Source organism: Streptomyces sp. NPDC058008 (assembly GCF_042886395.1).
GTDB lineage: Bacteria > Actinomycetota > Actinomycetes > Streptomycetales > Streptomycetaceae > Streptomyces.
In genome coordinates this window covers 1-18,152 of record NZ_JBHVQX010000005.1, presented here as the reverse complement: position 1 = coordinate 18,152, position 18,152 = coordinate 1, and the positions used below count along the sequence as shown (strand labels likewise).

The 18,152-nt window shown below is 72.0% G+C and carries 16 protein-coding genes and 1 pseudogene; 13 read left to right on the top strand and 4 right to left on the bottom strand.

Annotated features, from left to right (window positions below; all coding sequences use genetic code 11):
* Positions 1–234 precede the first annotated feature (234 nt).
* Positions 235–867, top strand: coding sequence for a histidine phosphatase family protein (locus tag ACFVS9_RS06225; RefSeq protein WP_389930478.1), 633 nt, complete (start codon positions 235–237; stop codon positions 865–867).
* Between the two features lie 126 nt (positions 868–993).
* Positions 994–2,559, top strand: a complete 1,566-nt coding sequence (locus ACFVS9_RS06220; protein ID WP_389930817.1) for an adenosine deaminase — start codon at positions 994–996, stop codon at positions 2,557–2,559.
* On the opposite strand, the gene ACFVS9_RS06215 is transcribed toward ACFVS9_RS06220, so the two are convergent.
* Complete coding sequence (locus ACFVS9_RS06215) at positions 2,547–2,825, bottom strand: hypothetical protein (protein WP_389930475.1); 279 nt, start codon at positions 2,823–2,825, stop codon at positions 2,547–2,549. The genes ACFVS9_RS06220 and ACFVS9_RS06215 overlap by 13 nt on opposite strands.
* Positions 2,826–2,850: 25 nt before the next feature.
* Between ACFVS9_RS06215 and ACFVS9_RS06210 the strand changes: the two are divergent.
* Positions 2,851–2,976 (top strand): annotated as a pseudogene (locus ACFVS9_RS06210) (DUF397 domain-containing protein); the annotation flags it as partial.
* Between the two features lie 128 nt (positions 2,977–3,104).
* Here the strand turns inward: ACFVS9_RS06210 and ACFVS9_RS06205 are convergent.
* Both ACFVS9_RS06205 and ACFVS9_RS06200 read right to left on the bottom strand, forming a co-directional pair.
* The gene (locus tag ACFVS9_RS06205) at positions 3,105–3,638 is read right to left on the bottom strand and encodes a TetR/AcrR family transcriptional regulator (RefSeq protein WP_383115409.1); all 534 of its coding nucleotides are present in this window, start codon (positions 3,636–3,638) and stop codon (positions 3,105–3,107) included.
* Between the two features lie 22 nt (positions 3,639–3,660).
* On the bottom strand, positions 3,661–4,497 hold the full coding sequence (locus ACFVS9_RS06200) for an alpha/beta fold hydrolase (RefSeq protein WP_383115371.1): 837 nt from the start codon (positions 4,495–4,497) through the stop codon (positions 3,661–3,663).
* Between the two features lie 237 nt (positions 4,498–4,734).
* Between ACFVS9_RS06200 and ACFVS9_RS06195 the strand changes: the two genes are divergently transcribed.
* From ACFVS9_RS06195 to ACFVS9_RS06150, 10 genes are all read left to right on the top strand, one after another.
* A complete protein-coding gene (locus tag ACFVS9_RS06195) occupies positions 4,735–7,311 on the top strand; it encodes a polysaccharide lyase family 8 super-sandwich domain-containing protein (protein WP_389930815.1) in 2,577 nt (858 codons plus the stop codon).
* 26 nt (positions 7,312–7,337) lie between these two features.
* Positions 7,338–7,868 (top strand): AAA family ATPase, encoded by a 531-nt coding sequence (locus ACFVS9_RS06190; RefSeq protein WP_389930473.1) that lies wholly within the window; start codon positions 7,338–7,340, stop codon positions 7,866–7,868.
* Between the two features lie 9 nt (positions 7,869–7,877).
* On the top strand, positions 7,878–8,789 hold the full coding sequence (locus tag ACFVS9_RS06185; protein ID WP_389930470.1) for an oxidoreductase: 912 nt from the start codon (positions 7,878–7,880) through the stop codon (positions 8,787–8,789).
* Between the two features lie 59 nt (positions 8,790–8,848).
* Positions 8,849–9,598: a DUF402 domain-containing protein gene (locus ACFVS9_RS06180; protein WP_389930467.1), complete on the top strand. Its 750-nt coding sequence runs from the start codon at positions 8,849–8,851 to the stop codon at positions 9,596–9,598.
* 356 nt (positions 9,599–9,954) lie between these two features.
* Entirely contained in the window at positions 9,955–10,263 is a 309-nt protein-coding gene (locus ACFVS9_RS06175; protein ID WP_014047394.1) for a hypothetical protein, read from the top strand.
* Between the two features lie 193 nt (positions 10,264–10,456).
* Positions 10,457–11,323: a hypothetical protein gene (locus ACFVS9_RS06170; RefSeq protein ID WP_389930465.1), complete on the top strand. Its 867-nt coding sequence runs from the start codon at positions 10,457–10,459 to the stop codon at positions 11,321–11,323.
* On the top strand, positions 11,313–12,656 hold the full coding sequence (locus ACFVS9_RS06165) for a hypothetical protein (protein ID WP_389930462.1): 1,344 nt from the start codon (positions 11,313–11,315) through the stop codon (positions 12,654–12,656). Before ACFVS9_RS06170 ends, ACFVS9_RS06165 begins: the two co-directional genes overlap by 11 nt.
* Positions 12,653–14,203: an SCO6880 family protein gene (locus ACFVS9_RS06160; RefSeq protein ID WP_383115365.1), complete on the top strand. Its 1,551-nt coding sequence runs from the start codon at positions 12,653–12,655 to the stop codon at positions 14,201–14,203. Before ACFVS9_RS06165 ends, ACFVS9_RS06160 begins: the two co-directional genes overlap by 4 nt.
* 18 nt (positions 14,204–14,221) lie before the next feature.
* Entirely contained in the window at positions 14,222–15,640 is a 1,419-nt protein-coding gene (locus tag ACFVS9_RS06155) for an ATP-binding protein (protein WP_383115364.1), read from the top strand.
* A 1-nt stretch (position 15,641) separates the two neighbouring features.
* Positions 15,642–17,291, top strand: a complete 1,650-nt coding sequence (locus tag ACFVS9_RS06150) for a type VI secretion protein (RefSeq protein ID WP_389930458.1) — start codon at positions 15,642–15,644, stop codon at positions 17,289–17,291.
* A 16-nt stretch (positions 17,292–17,307) separates the two neighbouring features.
* On the opposite strand, the gene ACFVS9_RS06145 is transcribed toward ACFVS9_RS06150, so the two are convergent.
* Entirely contained in the window at positions 17,308–17,871 is a 564-nt protein-coding gene (locus ACFVS9_RS06145; RefSeq protein ID WP_389930456.1) for a GNAT family N-acetyltransferase, read from the bottom strand.
* Positions 17,872–18,152: the final 281 nt, after the last annotated feature.

Sequence of the window (18,152 nt, the reverse complement as noted above, 5' to 3'; positions counted from 1 at the left end):
CACCCCGTTCGTCGGTCACGGAGCGGCACTGTGCCAAACGCGGTCCACCCGACACGCCGGGCAGCGCCCGCGCCGCGAGCCGGATGCCCGTCCCCCAAGGAACAGCCCGCGCCGACATCACCCGAACGCGCGACCCGGAACCGGCCGGCGAAGACACCGTCTCCCGCGACCCGGAACCAGCCGGGGGGAGACGCCGTCCCCCCTGATACCCGTCCGACCAGCCGAAAGGCCCCCATGACCTCGCCCACGGCCGCCACCCGGTTCCTCTACATCGCCCGGCACGCCGAGGCCTCCCCGGACGAGACCGAACTGACCGAGCGGGGCAGGCGCCAGGCGGTGCTCCTGGGTGAGCGGCTCCGGGACGTACCGTTCTCCGCCGTCCACCACGGCCCCCTCCCCCGGGCCGCGCAGACCGCCCGGCTGGTCCACGAGCAGCTCGGACGGGGGATCCCGTTGCGGGCGTCGGAGGAGGCCGGTGACTACGTCCCGTACGTCCCGCGACGCGAGGAACTTCCCGGAGGCTCGGCGGACCGGCTCCTCGCGTTCGTGGAGCAGTTCCCGGAGGACGAGCGCGCCAGGGGCCCGGAGCTCGCGGCCACCGCGATGTCCCGGTTCACCGGGGCGGTGGACGGCGACAGCCCCCGCCACGAACTGGTCGTCACCCACGCCTTCCTGGCCGCCTGGCTGGTGCGCGACGCCCTCGACGCCCCCGCCTGGCGCTGGCTGGGGCTCAACCACTCCAACGCCGCGCTGACCGTCATCCGGTACACCCCCGGCAGGCCCGCGGCCCTGGTCATGGTCAACGACATGGGCCACCTCCCGGCCGATCTCCACTGGACCGGCTTCCCGCCGGAGCTCCGCGTCTGAGCCGGTCCCGGCGACCGACTGTCGCCGGTCCGGGCGCCCGGCTGTCCCCCGGACGGATGGTTTACCGGACCCCGTCCACGCGGTCCGGGGTCCCGACGGCCCGCTCTTCGTGATCATGCAGGCGTGATCTCCACACCCAACAACTCAGCCCGACTACGACGCCTGTTGACGGCCGCGTGCCTCTCCGCAGCGGCTCTCGCCGCGTCCCTGCCCACCGGATCACCGGCCCGGGCCGCCACATCCGCGTCCGTGGCGCCGCCCCGGCCGGTGAGTGCCGCCGAGGCCGGTACCTCCTCCTGGCTGCGCACCCACCCGCAGGAGGCCGACCGGTTCTTCCGCGACCTGCCCAAGGGAGGTGACCTGCACAACCATCTCTCCGGCGCCGTACGCACCGAGTACCTGATCCGGATGGCGGCCGACGACGGCCTCTGCATCGACGCCACCATGACCGCCGTCGAGGCACCGTGCGGCCCCGGCACCCGCCCCGCCGCCGACGCCCTCACCGACGCCCGCTTCCGGCAGGCGGTCATCCGGGCGTGGTCCATGCAGGACTTCCCCCGGAACGAGTCGGGGCACGACCACTTCTTCGCCACGTTCGGCAAGTTCGGCGCCGCCACCTGGCACCGCGGGAAGATGCTCGCCGATGTGGCGGGCACCGCAGCCGCCCAGAACCAGACGTACCTGGAGACCATGGTCAGCCCCGCCTTCGCGGGGGCCAGGCAACTGGCGGAGGACGTCGGCTGGGACGCCGACCTGGCCGCCCTGCACCGCAGACTGCTCGCAGGCGGCCGACTCGACCGGCTGGTGGCGGACGCCGAGGAGGAAGCCGACACCGCCGACGCCGAGTTCCGCGACACCGCGCGCTGCGCGACCGCCGCTCCCCGCCCCGCCTGCCGGATCACGGTGCGCTGGGTCACCCAGGTCTCCCGCGGCAGCTCCCCGGAACGGGTCTTCACGCAGATCGCCCTGGGCCTCCGCCTCGCCGAACACGACCAGAGGTTCGTCGCGGTGAACCTGGTCCAGCCGGAGGACGGTGAGATCGCCCTGCGGGACTACCGCCTCCACATGCGGATGCTGGACTACCTGCACGGGGTCTATCCGCGCGCCCACATCACCCTGCACGCGGGCGAGCTCGTCCCCGGCCTGGTGAAGCCGGAGGACCTCACGTTCCACATCGACGACGCCGTACGGACCGGCCGGGCCGAACGGATCGGCCACGGCGTCGACCTCGTGCACGAGGACGACTGGCGGCGGCTCGCCCGGGACATGGCACGCCGTCAGATCGCCGTCGAGGTACCGCTGACCAGCAACGCCCAGATCCTCCAGGTCGAGGGCGCCGAGCACCCCTTTCCGGTCTACCGGAAGTACGGCGTCCCCGTCGTCCTGTCCACCGACGACCCGGGGATCTCGCGCGGTGACATCGGCCAGGAGTACCAGCGGGCGGCCCGCACCTACGGACTGGACTACGCGGAGCTGAAGGACCTGGCCCGCGCCTCCCTGGAGTACGCCTTCCTGCCGGGCCGCAGCCTGTGGCGCCCCGACCCCGTACGCCAGGGCTTCCGCCCGGTCCAGGAGTGCCGGGCCGCCCGGTCGCAACGGTGCGAGAGGTTCCTGGCCACCAGCCCCAAGGCCCGGCTGGAATGGCGTCAGGAACAGTCCTTCCACGCCTTCGAGGCCCGCTACACCAGCTGACCCCGGCCCCGCGCCGGCGGCGCGAGCACGGCCGACCCGGCCGGGGTGCGAGCACAGCCGCCCACGCCCGCACCCCGGCCGGGTATCCGCCGGGGGTGCACGCCGGGGGCACCGTGGAACAGCTCGACAGCGTCGACCTCGATCAGTCGCACGGTCCTGTCTTCCTGGAGCGCGGAGCCGCAGTTGGAGGAGTACCGGGTGCCGCTGAGCCGGATCGAGGCCACCGCACTCGCGCCCGACGCGTCACGCGACGTCGTACACACCATCGCCCGAACCCTCTGAGGGATACAGATGTCCGCACTCGCCTGGCAGGCGTCGTCCTACTGCGCGCAAGGAGAGGCCTGCGTGCACGTTGCCGCTGATCAAAGCTCGGTGGCCCTCACCGAGAGCGGCGACCCCAACACCGTGGTGACCACCACGGCCGAGGAACAGGAGGCGGAAGGACTCGGCCGGGTCCGCCCGCCACGCGCCCCCGGTCGGCCGGATCCGCCGCAGCCCGGCGGACGTCGGCCCCCGGGGCGCGTGAGGCGGTCAGGGCGGTGTTCTCAGCCGGCTCGCAGTCCCCGGTCGGCGAAGGCGATCAGCCACTCGAAGCTCTCGTCGATGTCGGAGCTCCACTGGAAGCCGTTGCCCGCCTGGAGCGTGGCGAAGCCGTGGCAGAGGCTACGGAGCATGCGCAGGGCGTGGTTCACCTCGGGTTCGGGGACCTCGTAGCCGTGTACGACCGTCAGGAACGCGTCGAGCAGCCCCCGGCTCGCCGTGGCCAGCGGATCGTCAGGACCGGAGGGTTCCACGCCGATGGTCGCGGCGTAACGGCCCGGGTGAGCCAGGACGAAGGCGCGGAAGGAACGCGCCGCGGCCGCCAGGGCGTCGCGCCCGGTGCGGCCCTGGACCGCGGCGCCGACGGCGTCTGCGGCCTGGCTCAGGGCCAGTTCCGCGATCCGCCGGTTGAGGTCCTCCAGACCGTTCACGTGTTTGTAGAGGGACGGGGTGCGTACGCCGACCCGGTCGGCCAGCAGCCCCATCGTCAGGTTGGCGTGGCCCACCTCGTCGGCGAGGGCGGCACCGGCGGCGACCACGACCGCCGGGTCCAGTCCGGCCCTAGGCACGGGCGGCGTCCGTGCGGAGGAAGCCGAGCACGAGCGGGACCACCTGGTCGGGGAACTGGTCGTGCGGGTAGTGCCCGGCGCCCTCGATCATCTCCAGGCGGCCGAGCCCGGACGGCAGCGCCTCGACGATCGCCGTGCCCTCGGCGCGCGGGTCGGCCCAGTCGGGGTCGAGGGTGCCCATCACGATCAGGACGGGGCCGCGTACGTTGCCGAGCTGCGCCCCCGCGTCGGCCGGGGTGCTGCGGCCCATGCCCTGCACGGCCTTCATCCGGCCCGGCTCACGCAGCAGGGTCTCGATGCGGCCGAGGCGCTCGGTCCAGTCGGCAGGCTTCGTACCGGGGTAGGCCAGGTCGAGGTACGAGCGCCAGAGGGGCACGCTGCCGAACAGCCCCGTACCCAGAAGCCGCAGCATGCCCTGCCTGAAGCGCTTCACCTTCAGGTCGCCGAGGCCGATCGACTGCTTGCGGGTGAAGGGCGCCAGCTCGACGACCCCGGTGACCAGCGAGGGATCCTGCGCCGCGGCGATGGTGGCGGCGCCGCCGGAGACCGAGTGGCCGACGATCACGGCCGGTCCGCCCAGGTGGCGGATCACGGCGAGCAGGTCGCCGGCGAGGGCGGTGCGGCTCCAGTCCGTCCAGTGGACGCTGGACTCGCCGCTGCCGCGCAGATCGACCGCCGCGACCCGGTAGCCCGCCGCCACCAGCGGCGGGATCACGTTGCGGTACGCGGCGCGGCTGTCGCCCATGCCGTGGGCGAGGACGACCAGCGGGCCGGAGCCCGCCACCTCGTACGCGATCCGGCCGCCGTCGATGGCGAGGTACTCGGTCATGATGCCCTCCGAAGCGCTTGGCTAATGTTCTTAGCTAAAAGCTAATGCCATTAGCTCCCACTGTCAAAGGCAGCTCCCGCCCCCGGCCGGCGCCGCCCTCTTCCCCCCACCGCCGACCGCCCGACACCCCGCCGCGGCCATCCGCCGCGTGCCGCGCCGTTGACACCCGGGACAGGACGTTGGTTGGCTGGAAGCCAGGGCAACAAGCGCTTACCCGCCGGATTCTGGAGCGTGCTGGTGGAGCTCTCACGTCGTTCCGCGCTGTCCGTGATCCCCGCCGCCACCCTCTGGACGGTGTCCCAGGCGCTACGGGCAGAGGCGGACCCCCGAGGCGGCCGGCCCGGCGACGGCGCCCCGTCGCCTCGCGCGGAGGATCCGGACACCCTCCTCGCCAACACCGTCGCGGTCTTCGCGGGGACCGCCGCGTCCAACGCCCGCCCCGAGGTCGCCCCGAAACTCGCCTCGCTGCTCGCCACGGCACGCGCCAGGCTCGCCGCGATGGACGGCGCCGGGCAGGGCGAGCTCTTCGACGGCGTACCGCTCGGCACCAGCGACCCCAACCTGAGCACGTCGTACCAGTACCTCTACGAGATCGCCCTCGCCACCTGCCTCCCCGGCACCGGGGACTCCGGCCTGCACGGCGACCCGGCGGTGCGGCGCCGGGTCGTCGACGGCCTGGCCCGGCTGCACGACGAGTGGTTCGGCGACCAGGCCGAGGGCTACTACGGCAACTGGTTCCACTGGGAGATCGGGATCCCGGCCCACGCGACCAGGACCCTGGTCCTCCTCAGGGACGAACTCGCCGCGTACCGGCCGGATCTCACCGCGACGTACATCGCCTCCATGGACGCCTACCTGCGCAACGGCAAGGGCGGCGACGTCGATCTCGACTCGCGCTTCCACACCGGGGCCAACCTCGCCGACATCACGACGAACCGGGTCCTCCAGGGCGCCCTGCTCGGGGACGGGGCCCGCATCACCAAGGCACTCGCCGACCAGCTCACCGTCTTCGCGACGGTCGACCCCTACCGGCCGCGCCACGGAGTCACCGACGGCTTCTACGCCGACGGGTCCTTCGTCCAGCACGGCTCCGTCGCGTACACCGGCTCCTACGGCAAGGGACTGCTCACCCGCATCGTCCAGACCATCAAGATCCTCGACGGCACCGGCTACGTCCCCGACGGCAGCCTGACCGGCGTCGTGCGGGGCTGGGTCGCCGACGGCTTCGCCCCGCTGATCTTCGAGGGCTGGATGATGGAGATCGTCAAGGGCCGCGCGGTCTCCCGGACCGGCACCGGGTACGCGGACGTCACCGCCGTCGTGGAGGCCGTCACCGACCTCACCGCGTACACCTCCGGCAGCGACACCGAGGCCCTCGCGGGCTACGTCGCCCACGTCCGGGGGACCTCCCGGACGAGCCTGGACCCGGCCGCCTTCGTCTCCCCCGTCAGCATCGCCCGCTACGCGGACATCCTGGCCTCCTCCGTACCCGCCGGGGACCTGGTGCCCGCCGCCTCCCACACCGCGTACAACGCGATGGACCGGACCGTGCACCGACGGCCCGGCTACGCCTTCGCGCTGGCCCGCAGCTCCTCACGCGTCAGCATGTACGAGTACATGAGCGGCGAGAACCTGACGCCGTGGTTCCAGGGCAGCGGCGCCCACTACCTCTACCTGTCCGGCGAGGACCAGCGGCAGGCGTTCGGCGTCGACTACTTCACCGCGGTCCCGCCCGACCGCCTCGCGGGCGTCACCGCACCCGCCGGGCAGCGGCGCACCGTCCCCGAGCTCTACGGCACCCTCTGGTACGACAACCCCGAGCGCGGCTTCACCTCGTCCTCCGAGTCCCAGAACGCGTACGTCTACTTCCCGCGCGCCACCCAGGCGTTCTCCGGCGGCGCACACCTCGGCGCCTACGGCTCGGCCGGTCTCGTGCTGTCCGACGACGCCGCGTACGCCGCCCACCGGGCGGGCACCCTGCCCGAGGACCTCGTCACCTACCGCGCGGCACGCGCCACCAGGTCCTGGTTCATGTTCGACGACGAGATCCTCGTGCTCTCCGCCGGCGTGACCGGCCTGGACGGCCGCGCGGTGACGACGACGGTCGACAGCCGCATCGCCGACCCGTCCTCCCCCGTCGCCGTCACGGGCGCCCTCCGCGACGGATCCCCCTGGCGGAGGAATGGGAGCGCCCCGCCCGCCTGGCTGCGGTACGCCGACGAAGGGCGCAAGACCTCGGTCGGATACGTCTTCCTGTCCGGCCCGCCGCCGTCCGTCGCGCTCGGCACGGTCACGCGCAGCCGGCGCCTCGTACGCCTCGACAACCCGGACACCCCGGTGACCAGGCAGGTCTTCACCCTGTCCTACGAGCAGCCCGCCAGGAGCCGGCCCGCCGCCACGGCACACGCGCTCGTGCCGAACGCGTCGGCGGGGCAGTTGGCGGCCTACGCCCACGGTCCGCTCTCCGTGCTGTCCAACACCGTCCGCCTCCAGGCCGCCGTGCACACGCACCTGGGCCTCACCGCCGCCAACGCCTTCACTCCGGGCACGCACCGGGCGGGACGCCTCTCGATCGACGGTCCGGCCGCCGTCCTGCTGCGGCGCACCGGGAGCGGCACGTACTCCGTCGCGGTGTCCGACCCCACGACGGAGCGGCGCTCCGTGTCGGTCACCCTCCACGGCCGCCCCCTGCGGTGCGTCTCGTCCGACACCGGGGTCCGCGTCCACCAGGTCCCCGGGGGCACCCGACTCGACGTCACGACCCACCACGCCTACGGCCGCAGCCTCACGGCGCATCTGGCCGAGGGGACCTGACGGGGGCCGCCCGTACCCTCTGCGGTGTGATCATCTGGCTGAACGGAACCTTCGGGGCGGGGAAGACCACCACCGCGCGCGAGCTCACGTCCCGGATTCCCGGGTCCCGGCTCTTCGACACCGAGAAGATCGGCGAGATGCTCGGGCACGTACTCGGCCCGCCGCGGCGGGACTTCCAGGACTGGCGGCCGTGGCGCGGCCTGGCCGTAGAGACGGCGCGGCAGCTCCTCGACGACGTCGGCGGAACGCTCGTGATCCCTCAGACCGTCCTCCGGGAAACGTACTGGCAGGAGCTGAGCACCGGCCTGGCCGAGGCAGGGATCCCGGTCCGCCACTTCCTCCTCCACACGGACCAGGAGACCCTCCTGCACCGCATCAGGACCGACACCGCGCCCGAGAGCGCCGGCGCCAGGCAGTGGCGGCTGGACCACCTCCCGGCCTACCGCGACGCCCTGCCCTGGCTGCGCCGGGAGGCGGAGACCCTCGACACCACCGGCACACCGCCGTCCCGCGTGGCGGACACCGTCATCACCAGGCTGGGGAGGCCCGGCCGGTGAAAGAATCCGATGATGCTTCCCTCATCGGAAACGACCGACGCATCGGCCTCCGGCACCTGGACGCTCGGCGACCTCACGGTCAACCGCCTCGGCTTCGGCTCGATGCGCCTCCCCCAGAAGGGCGCGGCCTTCGCCGACGGGACACCCCGCGACCGGGACCGCGCCCTGCACGTCCTGCGCCGGGCCGTCGAGCTCGGGGTGAACCACATCGACACCGCCGCCTTCTACTTCTCGCCGCTGCGGTCCGCCAACGAACTCATCAACAGCGCGCTCGCCCCCTACGGCGACGGCCTGGTCATCACCACCAAGGTCGGCCCGGGCCGCGACCCGTCCGGCGCGTGGACGTGGGCCACACCCGAGCAGCTGCGCGGCCAGGTCGAGGAGAACCTGCGCCAGCTCGGCCGTGACCACCTCGACGTGGTGAACCTGCGCCTCGCGCCCAGCCAGGCGTCCGCGTCCGTCGCCGGGCACTTCGGCGCCCTGGCCGAACTCCGCCGGGCCGGACTCATCCGCCACCTCGGCGTCTCCAACGCCACGCCGGGACAGCTCGCCGAGGCCCGGGGCATCGCGCCCGTCGTCTGCGTGCAGAACGCGTACGGCCTGGGCTCCCCCGCCGACGACCACGCCTTCGTGCGCGCCTGCGGGGAACAGGGCATCGCGTTCGTCCCGTTCTTCGCCATCGCGGGCACCGGACGCGAGGAGGGCGCGAGCGGTGCCCAGGACGAAGCGGTCCTGACCGTGGCACGCGACCACGGGGCCACCCCCGCGCAGGTACGGCTGGCCTGGACCCTGCACCAGGGACCGCACGTCCTGGCCATCCCCGGCACGGGCGACCCGGACCACCTCGCCGAGAACGTGGCCGCCGGCGCCCTGCGGCTCACCGCCGAGGACCTGGCACTCCTGGCCCTCCCGGCCCGATGACCGGGACCGGGGAGGGTGCGGAGGCAGGGGCGGGGAGCCGGGGTGGGACGGGTGACGGCATGAACGGCCGGGCCGGGACAGGGGCGTACTCGGACGGCCGGGACGGGGCTGAGGCTTACCTGGACGGCCGGGACCGGGCTGAGGCTTACCTGGACGGCCGGGACCGGGCTGAGGCGGGGCAGGTCCTCCGCTGGAACCTCTTCATCGGCGGCCACCTGAGCTCCTCCGTACCCGTACGCCTGGTCGAACGCACGCCCGAGGGCCAGTTGGTCTGGCTGGAGTCCGGCACGCCGATGTGGCGTACGGAACTGCCCCGCGGTACCCACCTCCGGGACATCCCACCCGAGACCAGGCCCGCACAGGGCTATCCCGCGAAGGCCGGCCGCTGGCCCATGGGGAGCGCCCTCATCCACCAGCCGGCCGGAGCGGCGCACGCGGTGTTCTGGTTCTTCGGGCGGAGGCGGAAGCGGAGGTTCAGCGGCTGGTACGTGAATCTGGAGCACCGGACGCACCGGGGCGAGGACATCGACGTGTCCGACCACGAACTGGACGTCACCGTGTCGGCGGACCGCGAGTGGCGATGGAAGGACGAGCGGTCGTTCGCCGAGAAGACCGGACACCCCGCCTACTGGTCGGCGGCGGAAGCGGCGGCGATCCGGTCCGAGGGGGAACGCGTCGCCCGTCTCGCCGAGGCGGGGACGTTCCCGTTCGACGGCTCCTGGTGCGACTTCGGGCCACCACCGCACTGGACGGCCCCACCCCGGGGCCCGGCACCCCTGAGCACGGTGCTGCGCCCCGGAGAACCGTGAAGGCCTTCCCCGCAAGGCCTCTGACGACGCGTCCGCCGGAAGCCACCGGCGCGCTCGCGGCTCTCGAACAGCGCGTACGAATACCCGGCGCCCCGTGAACGCACCGACCGCACCCGGAACCATGGCCACTGTCGTTGCTAGCCGTCACGGAGCGTGATACACAGAGTAACCATGCACAGGCGGGCAGATTCCGATACGAGTCGCAGGTCAGGACGGCTTCTCCGGTCAAACGTGCGAGATTCGGGTAAAGAGACCCGGGAAGGCGTCGTGCGAAGCAGGTTTCATCAGCGAAGATAGAGGCCTACCCGTGTCGCACGGCATGGGCTGCGAACTACCCAACAGGGGCGGTGACTTACATGATCCTGGCAGCTGAAAAGGGCGACATCACCACCATCATCGGCGGAATCGCCCCGAACTGGGGCCCGTTCGGGACTCTGGGCAACGAGGCGCGCATCATGATCGAGGTGGTGATGGCGGTCGCCATCCTGCTCTGCCTCGGCATCGCGATCTGGGGCGCGGCGAAACAGCGCATCGGGGCGACGGCACTGCGCGACACGTTCAGCGCGGAACAAGGCAAGGGCCTCATCGTGGCGGGACTGACCGGCGTCTTCATCATCGGGTCGCTGGGCACGCTCTTCACCATTGTGTACGGCATGGCTGTCTGACCTCCTGTCAGACCCCCGCACCGCATCCGGACCCGTACACACGCGTCCACCGGCCCACCCCACCCGTCCGTCGTGCCCACCGGCAGAGGTTGCGTCCCCTGATGTCGAGTCACCACACCGCACCCACGCGGAACCCAGCACCGCTACGGTCGTACCACGCGGAACCGCACACGGCTGAGGGGGCGTACGCGGCATGAGCCAGGGCGACGAGCGGGGCTACGGCGGCAGCGAGCCGGGGAACCGCAACGACGACACGTACAGCACCCTCGGCGGCACGCGCCAGACCCGCACCCGCCTGCCCGGCGGGGACGACGGCGACGGCTACAGCCGCCGGCCCGCCCGGAACTCCCGCTCGCTGATCATGGCCGTGGGCGTGGTGGTGCTGCTGATCGCGGCGATCGCGTTCGCGAACCAGGGCGGGGGCGGGTCCTCGAACAGGGACGACACGAAGAAGCCGGAAACGGCGGGCGCGGGCCCCACGGCCGCGACGGGCACGAAGCCGGTCCAGGGCAAGAACGGCACGATCGCGTCGGGCTTCGCGCATGACGAACAGGGAGCCCAGAGCGCGGCGGCGAACTACGCGGTGGCGCTGGGGTCCGCAGAGATGTTCGACAAAACGAAGCGTGACGGCATCCTGCAGGCCACCCACGATCCTGCCGTCGTATCGGCTCTTCAGGACGATATGGCCAAGGCGTACTCCGCCGGTTTCCTCGCGAACGTCGGGCTGAACGCGGACGGCAGTACACCCAGCGGGCTGACGTTCGTCTCCAGAACCATCCCGGTGGGAACCAAGGTGACAGCCCAGGAGCCGGACGCCGCAACCGTCGAAGTCTGGTGTACAGGCCTCGTCGGCATGGCGGGCGACGGGTCCACCAAGCCCGTCACCGCCACCTGGTTCACCATCACAGAGAAGCTCAAGTGGGTCGGCGACGACTGGAAGATCGAATCGTCGAGCCAGGCAGAGGGGCCGACACCCGTCAACGGCGACAACCGGGCCTCGACTGCGGACGACATCGCCGGAGCGGTTGAGGGATATGGAGGCTTCACCTATGCCCGGTAACCGCCGATTCCGCGCACTCCCGCTCGCCGGAGTCCTGGGAAGCATCTCCGCAGCGATGATCGCGCTGGCCTCCCGCGCTGCCGCTGCCCCGTCACCGACCCCGTCACCCAGTACCAGCAACAATCCCTGCGACCTCATCGTCGGACTCGCCAAGGACTACTGCGAGGACGGCGATGCCGCCAATGGCGCCCGCACCACCCCCTCCGTGACCGACGACGCCCTGGACCCCCTGAGCTCCCTCGCCCGGGGCTGCGCCGACGCCGCCGCCTACCTCGTGGGCAAGCTCAGCGAAGCCGTGGACAGCACCGCGACCGTCGACTTCACCAACTCCACCTTCCGCACCCAGTACGCCGTCGTCTTCGCCGCGTCCACCATCCTCACCCTGGTCCTGTGGCTCTTCGCCGTGGCCAAGCGCGCCATCCGCGGCGTGCCGTTCACCACCGCGATGTCCGAGGCCATCGGGTTCCTCTGGCTCACGGTCCTCGCCTCGGCCTTCACCCCGCTCATCCTGTACGTCGTCGTCTCGGCCACCGACGGCGTCACCGAAGTCATCTCCACCGCGACCGGCGGGCAGAACGACGTCTTCTTCGGGTCGTTCGCCGAGGCCCTCAAGAAGGGCAACGACATCGGCGGCGGGCCGATCATGCTGATCGTCGTCTCGCTCGTGTCGATCCTCGCCGCCGGGATCCTGTGGCTTGAGCTCGTGATCCGCGCCGCCCTGCTCTACGTGGGCGCCCTGCTGGGCGTCGTCGTGTACTCCGGGCTCGTCGACAAGAACATGTGGGGCCACGTCCGCCGCTGGGCGGGCATCATGATCGCCGTGATCATGGTGAAGCCGGTCATCGTCATCGTGCTCGGCCTCGCCGGCGCCCTCTCGGCCGACGACGGGCCCAACGCCTTCTCGGCCGTCGTCTCCGGCCTCGCCATCATCCTGCTCGCCATCTTCGCCTCCGCCATGATCTACCGGTTCGTCCCCGGCTTCGGCGACGAGATCCAGGGCGCGCGCACCAACCGCAAGCAGGCCACCGACGGCTCCCAGGCCGCCGCGATGATCAGTTCGCCCGCCGCGCTCGTCTCCCAGGGCATCAAGACCCACAGCGGCCGCGGTGGCGGCGGCGAGGGCGGAGGGGGCGGCGGCGCCCGGCCGGCCAACCCGGTCAGCGGCGGAGTCGCCGCCCACAGCTCCCGCGCCCCGGGCCAGGGAGGCGGCTCCGCCGCGCCCTCGCCCCGCAGCGGATCCGGCCCCACCTCCGGCACCCCCCACGGCAGCCGCTCCCCGCGAGGCGGTTCAGGCAGCACAGGTAACACGAGCACAGGAGGTGGAGGGCGTTGACGATCCAGTCGCACGCGATCGCGCCCCGCCGCACGTATCTCATCGGCCGGGCCCGGCCGAACGCGATCGTCGGCAAGAACCGGGAGACGGGCGAGATCGCGCTGATCATCGCCGGAGCGTTCCTCGGCATGATGAGCGGGCTCCTCGTCCCGGTCCTCTCCCTGCGGATCGTGACCCTCATGGGCTTCCCGATGCTCGCCCTGGCCGTCGTGTACGTCCCCTACAAGGGCCGCACCTTCTACAAGTGGTTCGAGATCAACCGCAGCTTCAAGCGCACCCTGCGCCGCGGCACGGCCTACCGTTCCGGCGCCATCGAGGCCGGTGTGAGCGCCGACGGGCGCGAGGTGGAGATCGGGCCGCCGCCCGGCATCGGACGGATCAGCTGGCTCGCCGCGCCGTTCGGCCCCGACGAGATCGCCGTACTGCTGCACGCCGACCGGCGCACCGTCACCGCCGCGATCGAGATCGAGGGCCCCGGCGTGGGTCTGCGCGACAGCGAGGACCAGGAAGCCCTGGTCGACCGCTTCGGCACCCTCCTCAAGCACGTCGCCAACGGCGACGGCTTCGTGACCCGCCTCCAGATGCTGGCCCGCACGCTGCCCGCCGACCCCGACGCGCACGCCAAGGACGTCGCCCAGCGCGGTGACAGGTCCGCGCCGGCCTGGCTCCAGGAGTCCTACGACCAGCTCCAGTCGATGGTCTCCACCTCCAGCGAGCAGCACCGCGCCTACCTCGTCGCCTGCATGCACTACAGCCGCGACCTGGCCGCCGAGGCCAATGCCATGGCCCACGCCATCCGGCCCAAGGGCGGCCGCAGGGTGGACCGCGACGCGGGTCTCGCCGTCGTCATGGCCCGTGAGCTGACCGACATCTGCGCCCGGCTCGCCGAGGCCGACATCCGGGTCCGCCAGCCGCTCGGCCAGAGCCGGCTGGCCTCGCTCGTGCACTCGATGTACGACCCGGACCACCCCATCGACCACATCCAGGCGATGACGAAGCGCAACGCATGGCCCGCCGAACTCGACGCGGTCGAACCGACGTTCCTCCAGGCCAAGACCCGCGAGTCGACGACGCGCGCCCCCTGGTGCCACTCCACGGCCTGGGTGAAGGAGTGGCCGATGACGCCCGTCGGCGTCAACTTCCTGGCCCCCCTCCTCGTCCACACGCCCGATGTGATCCGCACGGTCGCGGTCTGCATGGACCTCGAACCCACCGAGATCGCCATCGAGCGGATGCTGACGGAGAAGACCAACGACGACGCCGAGGCGAGCCGCCAGGCCAAGATGAACCGCACGGTCGACCCCCGCGACATCGCGGCCCACGGCAGGCTCGACCAGCGGGGTGAAGATCTCGCGAGCGGCGCGGCCGGAGTGAATCTGGTGGGGTACATCACCGTGTCGTCCCGGTCCCCCGAGGCACTCGCCCGCGACAAGCGCACGATCCGGGCCTCGGCCGGCAAGTCGTACCTGAAGCTGGAGTGGTGCGACCGGGAGCACCACCGCGCCTTCGTGAACACCTTGCCGTTCGCCACCGGCATCCGTCGCTAGAGAGAGGGGAGTCACGCCATGCGAGATCCGCTGTCCGCGATGTCGGATGCCTTCACCGCCTTCCTCTTCGGGAAGGTGGAGACGACCCGGCTCCCGGTGCGTACGTCGACGGGCCAGGCCCAGGCCGTCTACCTGCCGACCGCCGCACCCGGCCTCGGTGACTCCGGCGTGATCATCGGGCGTGAGGTGTACTCCGGCAAGGGCTACATCTACGACCCCTTCCAGCTGTACGGACAGCAGCTCCCCGCCCCGCACTGGCTGGTTCTCGGCGAGTCCGGCAACGGCAAGTCCGCGCTGGAGAAGACGTACGTGCTGCGCCAGCTCCGCTTCCGTGACCGTCAGGTCGTCGTCCTGGACGCCCAGGGCGAGGACGGCGTCGGCGAGTGGAACCTCATCGCCGAGGAGCTGGGCATCACGCCCATCCGGCTGGACCCGACCGCCGCCCTGAACGACGGGATCCGGCTCAACCCCCTCGACCCGTCGATCACGACGACCGGGCAGCTCGCCCTGCTCCGCACGATCATCGAGGTCGCCATGGGCCACGGCCTCGACGAGCGGTCCGGTTTCGCGCTCAAGGTCGCCCACGCCTACGTCAACGACACCATCACCGACCGCCAGCCCGTCCTGATGGACATCGTGGAGCAACTGCGCCACCCGAAGCCCGAGTCGGCCGAGGCGATGAACGTGGACATAGACGACGTACGGGCCTGGGGCCTGGACGTCGCCCTCGTCCTGGACCGGCTCGTCGACGGTGACCTGCGCGGCATGTTCGACGGCCCGACCACGATCGGCATCGACCTCGACGCCCCCCTGATCGTCTTCGACCTGTCGCACATCGACCGGAACTCCATCGCGATGCCGATCCTCATGGCGATCGTCGGCGTGTGGCTGGAGCACACCTGGATCAGGCCCGACCGGAAGAAGCGCATCTTCCTGGTCGAGGAGGCCTGGCACATCATCAACTCGCCGTTCGTCGCCCAGCTCTTCCAGCGCCTGCTGAAGTTCGGGCGGCGCCTCGGCCTCTCCTTCGTGGCGGTCGTCCACCACCTCAGCGACGTCGTCGACGGAGCCGCGGCGAAGGAAGCCGCGGCCATCCTGAAGATGGCCTCCACCCGCACGATCTACGCCCAGAAGGCCGACGAGGCCAGAGCCACGGGCAAGGTCATCGGTCTGCCCAGGTGGGCGGTCGAGATCATCCCGACGCTGACCCCGGGCATCGCCGTGTGGGACGTCAACGGCAACGTACAGGTCGTCAAACACCTGATCACCGAGGCGGAACGCCCCCTGGTCTTCACCGACCGGGCGATGACCGAGGGCTCGGTGGCCGACCTGCTCCCCGAGGACGTACGGGCCGCGGAGCTGGAGACGGAGCAGCGGGCGGCACGGATCGAGCACCAGCAGCGGCTGAACGAGTCGTCCGAGTCAACGGTGGCATGACATGGCACGCCAGGCACCATCGGGCCCGGGGCGCGGCGGCCAGGGCGGTATCCCCGACGGCCTGCTGATCGGTCTCCTGGCCTTCCTCTTCGGGCTGACGGTGCTGGCCTGGACGGCCACCGGACTGGCCGGACTCCTCGCCCACGGGGGCTGGCCGGACGGCGTCACGTTCACCCGTACGCCGCTGGCCCTGCGCGCCCTCGCCGTCGATCCGACGGACCTGCCCGGCGCCTGGCCCGACACCCCGCCGGGCGCCCTCTCCGGATACGGGCTGTTCTGGGGCCTGTTCATCGGCGAAGTGATGGTGCTGCTGGTCCTGACGGTCTTCGCGGTGGGCGTGGTGACACGCTGGCGGCTGGTCCGGAAGCAGAGGAACACGAAGCCCGCCCCGTACGAGCCCGAGCGGAACGACGTACACGGCCGCCCCGCCCCGTACGAGCCCGGGCGGCAGCACGAACGCAGGCACCCGGGCCCGTACGCGTCCGAGGCCGGGCCCGGCCACGCATCCCCGACGGAGGCGGCACCCGCCGACGGGCCCTGGGCGCCCGCTCCGGCGCCCGTGGAAGCCGCACCGGCCCCCGCGCCCACCGAGGTGTTCCGGGCCGTCCCCGCGCCCGTCGAAGCGGTGACCGCCCCTGCGGAAGGGCAGGAGAGCACCCCCGCCGACACCCTCACCGCGTACACGCGCGACACGGCCACGCTGGTGCCCACACCGCGCGCCCCGCACGTCGTCTACGGCACCTCCGCCACCCGGCGGCCCGCCGTCGTCCAGGCCATCCGCGACGCCGCCGGAGCCGCCCTCGTCGTGACGTCGGATCCCACCGTCTGGGCCGAGACGAAGGACGCCCGCAGCAAGCTCGGTCCGGTCCTCGTCTACGATCCGGGCCATCTCTGCGACACCCCGGCCCGCCTCCACTGGGCGCCCACCGCCGGCTGCGAGGACCCCGCGACGGCGGCCTCCCGGGCGGCCGCGCTGCTCACCCCCGTGCGCCCCCTGGCCCGGATCGACGCCGCGGTCGCCGACACCGCCCAGACCCTGCTCCAGTGCTGGCTGCACGCCGCCGCCGTGGACGGCCGCCCCTTCCGCCAGGTCCACCGCTGGGCCTCCGGCTCGGGCGGCAACGAACCGGTACGCCTGCTCCGCACCCACCCCAAGGCGGCCGCCGGGCTCGCCGGGCTCCTGGAGTCCGCGCTGACCGCCTATCCCGAACGCCGGGAGGTGGCACAGGAGCTGACGGTACGCGCGTTCGCGGCCCTCTCCTCGGTCCACATCCGGGAAGCGTGCACACCCAACCGAGCCGATGCGCTCGTACTGGATTCTTTTGCGCGTGAAGGGGGAACGCTCTATGTGGTGGGTGAACCCATCGAGGATCCCCGCCACCACCCCGGTGCGATGCCCCTGCTCACCGCACTCGCCTCGCACGTGGTCGAGCACGGCCGCCGCATGGCCGTACGGTCAACCGACGGTCGGCTCGACCCACCAATGACGCTCGTCCTCGACGACGTCGCGGCCGTGGCTCCGCTTCCCCAGCTTCCGGAGCTCCTGTCCGCCGGCCAGGACCAGGGAATGACCACCCTGGTCCTGATGCGCTCCGAGGAACAGGCCCGCGCCCGCTGGCGGGACCGCCTGCCGGCACCCGAACCGCGCTGACCCACCGCCGGTGCGGCTACTTCGCCCCGGGTTGGCGTCGGATCTCGAACTCCAGCTCCAGGGACGCCGGATCACCCTCCATCGGAAGCGTCCGGCCCGTCGGGACGAAACCCATCCGCCGATAGGCGGCCTCGGCCCGCGCGTTGGCCTCGTGGACGTAGAGCCGCACCCGTTCCAGCGGTGGTCCGCCCAACGACCAGGACCAGTCGATCGCCTCGCGGAACAACGCGTCCACCACGCCGCTCCCCCGGTGCTCCGGCAGGACGAACACCCCCACCAGGTGGGCCTGACCGACCTCGGCGGCCTCCCCGAACCCCGGCTCGCCCCCCGGGCGCTCCACGAGCACGGACACCGTCCCCGCCCACCGGCCGTCAGGCGCCTCGGCGACGAACTGCCGCCCGTGCTCCCCCGACGCCGCGCCCGCCGTACGCTCCTGCCAGAACGCATCGGGCCTGGCCAGCGCATGCTCGTACGTCTCCAGGAAGGCGATCGAGGCCACCGGGTCCCGTAGGGCCGCCAACCTGATCTCCTTGACCCGCTGCCATTCCCCGGCCCTCACCGCACGTACGACGTAATCCATCCGCCGATCGTGCCCCGCCACCCCCACCAGGGCAAACGAGATTCGCCGGGCCCCGGGGCCGCTTCCGTGGCCGGGCCCGGGGCGAGACCTGACGACCCGTCCGCGGGAGGTGCCCTTCCCAGGTGAATCCGCGGTCGCCGGCAACCGGGCAGTGCCCGCTCGGCGGTGAACTTTTGACCGGGCCCGGAACGCAGAAAAGCCCCGTGCCACAAGGGCACGGGGCTTTCCCGGAATAATTGTTCGGCGGCGTCCTACTCTCCCACAGGGTCCCCCCTGCAGTA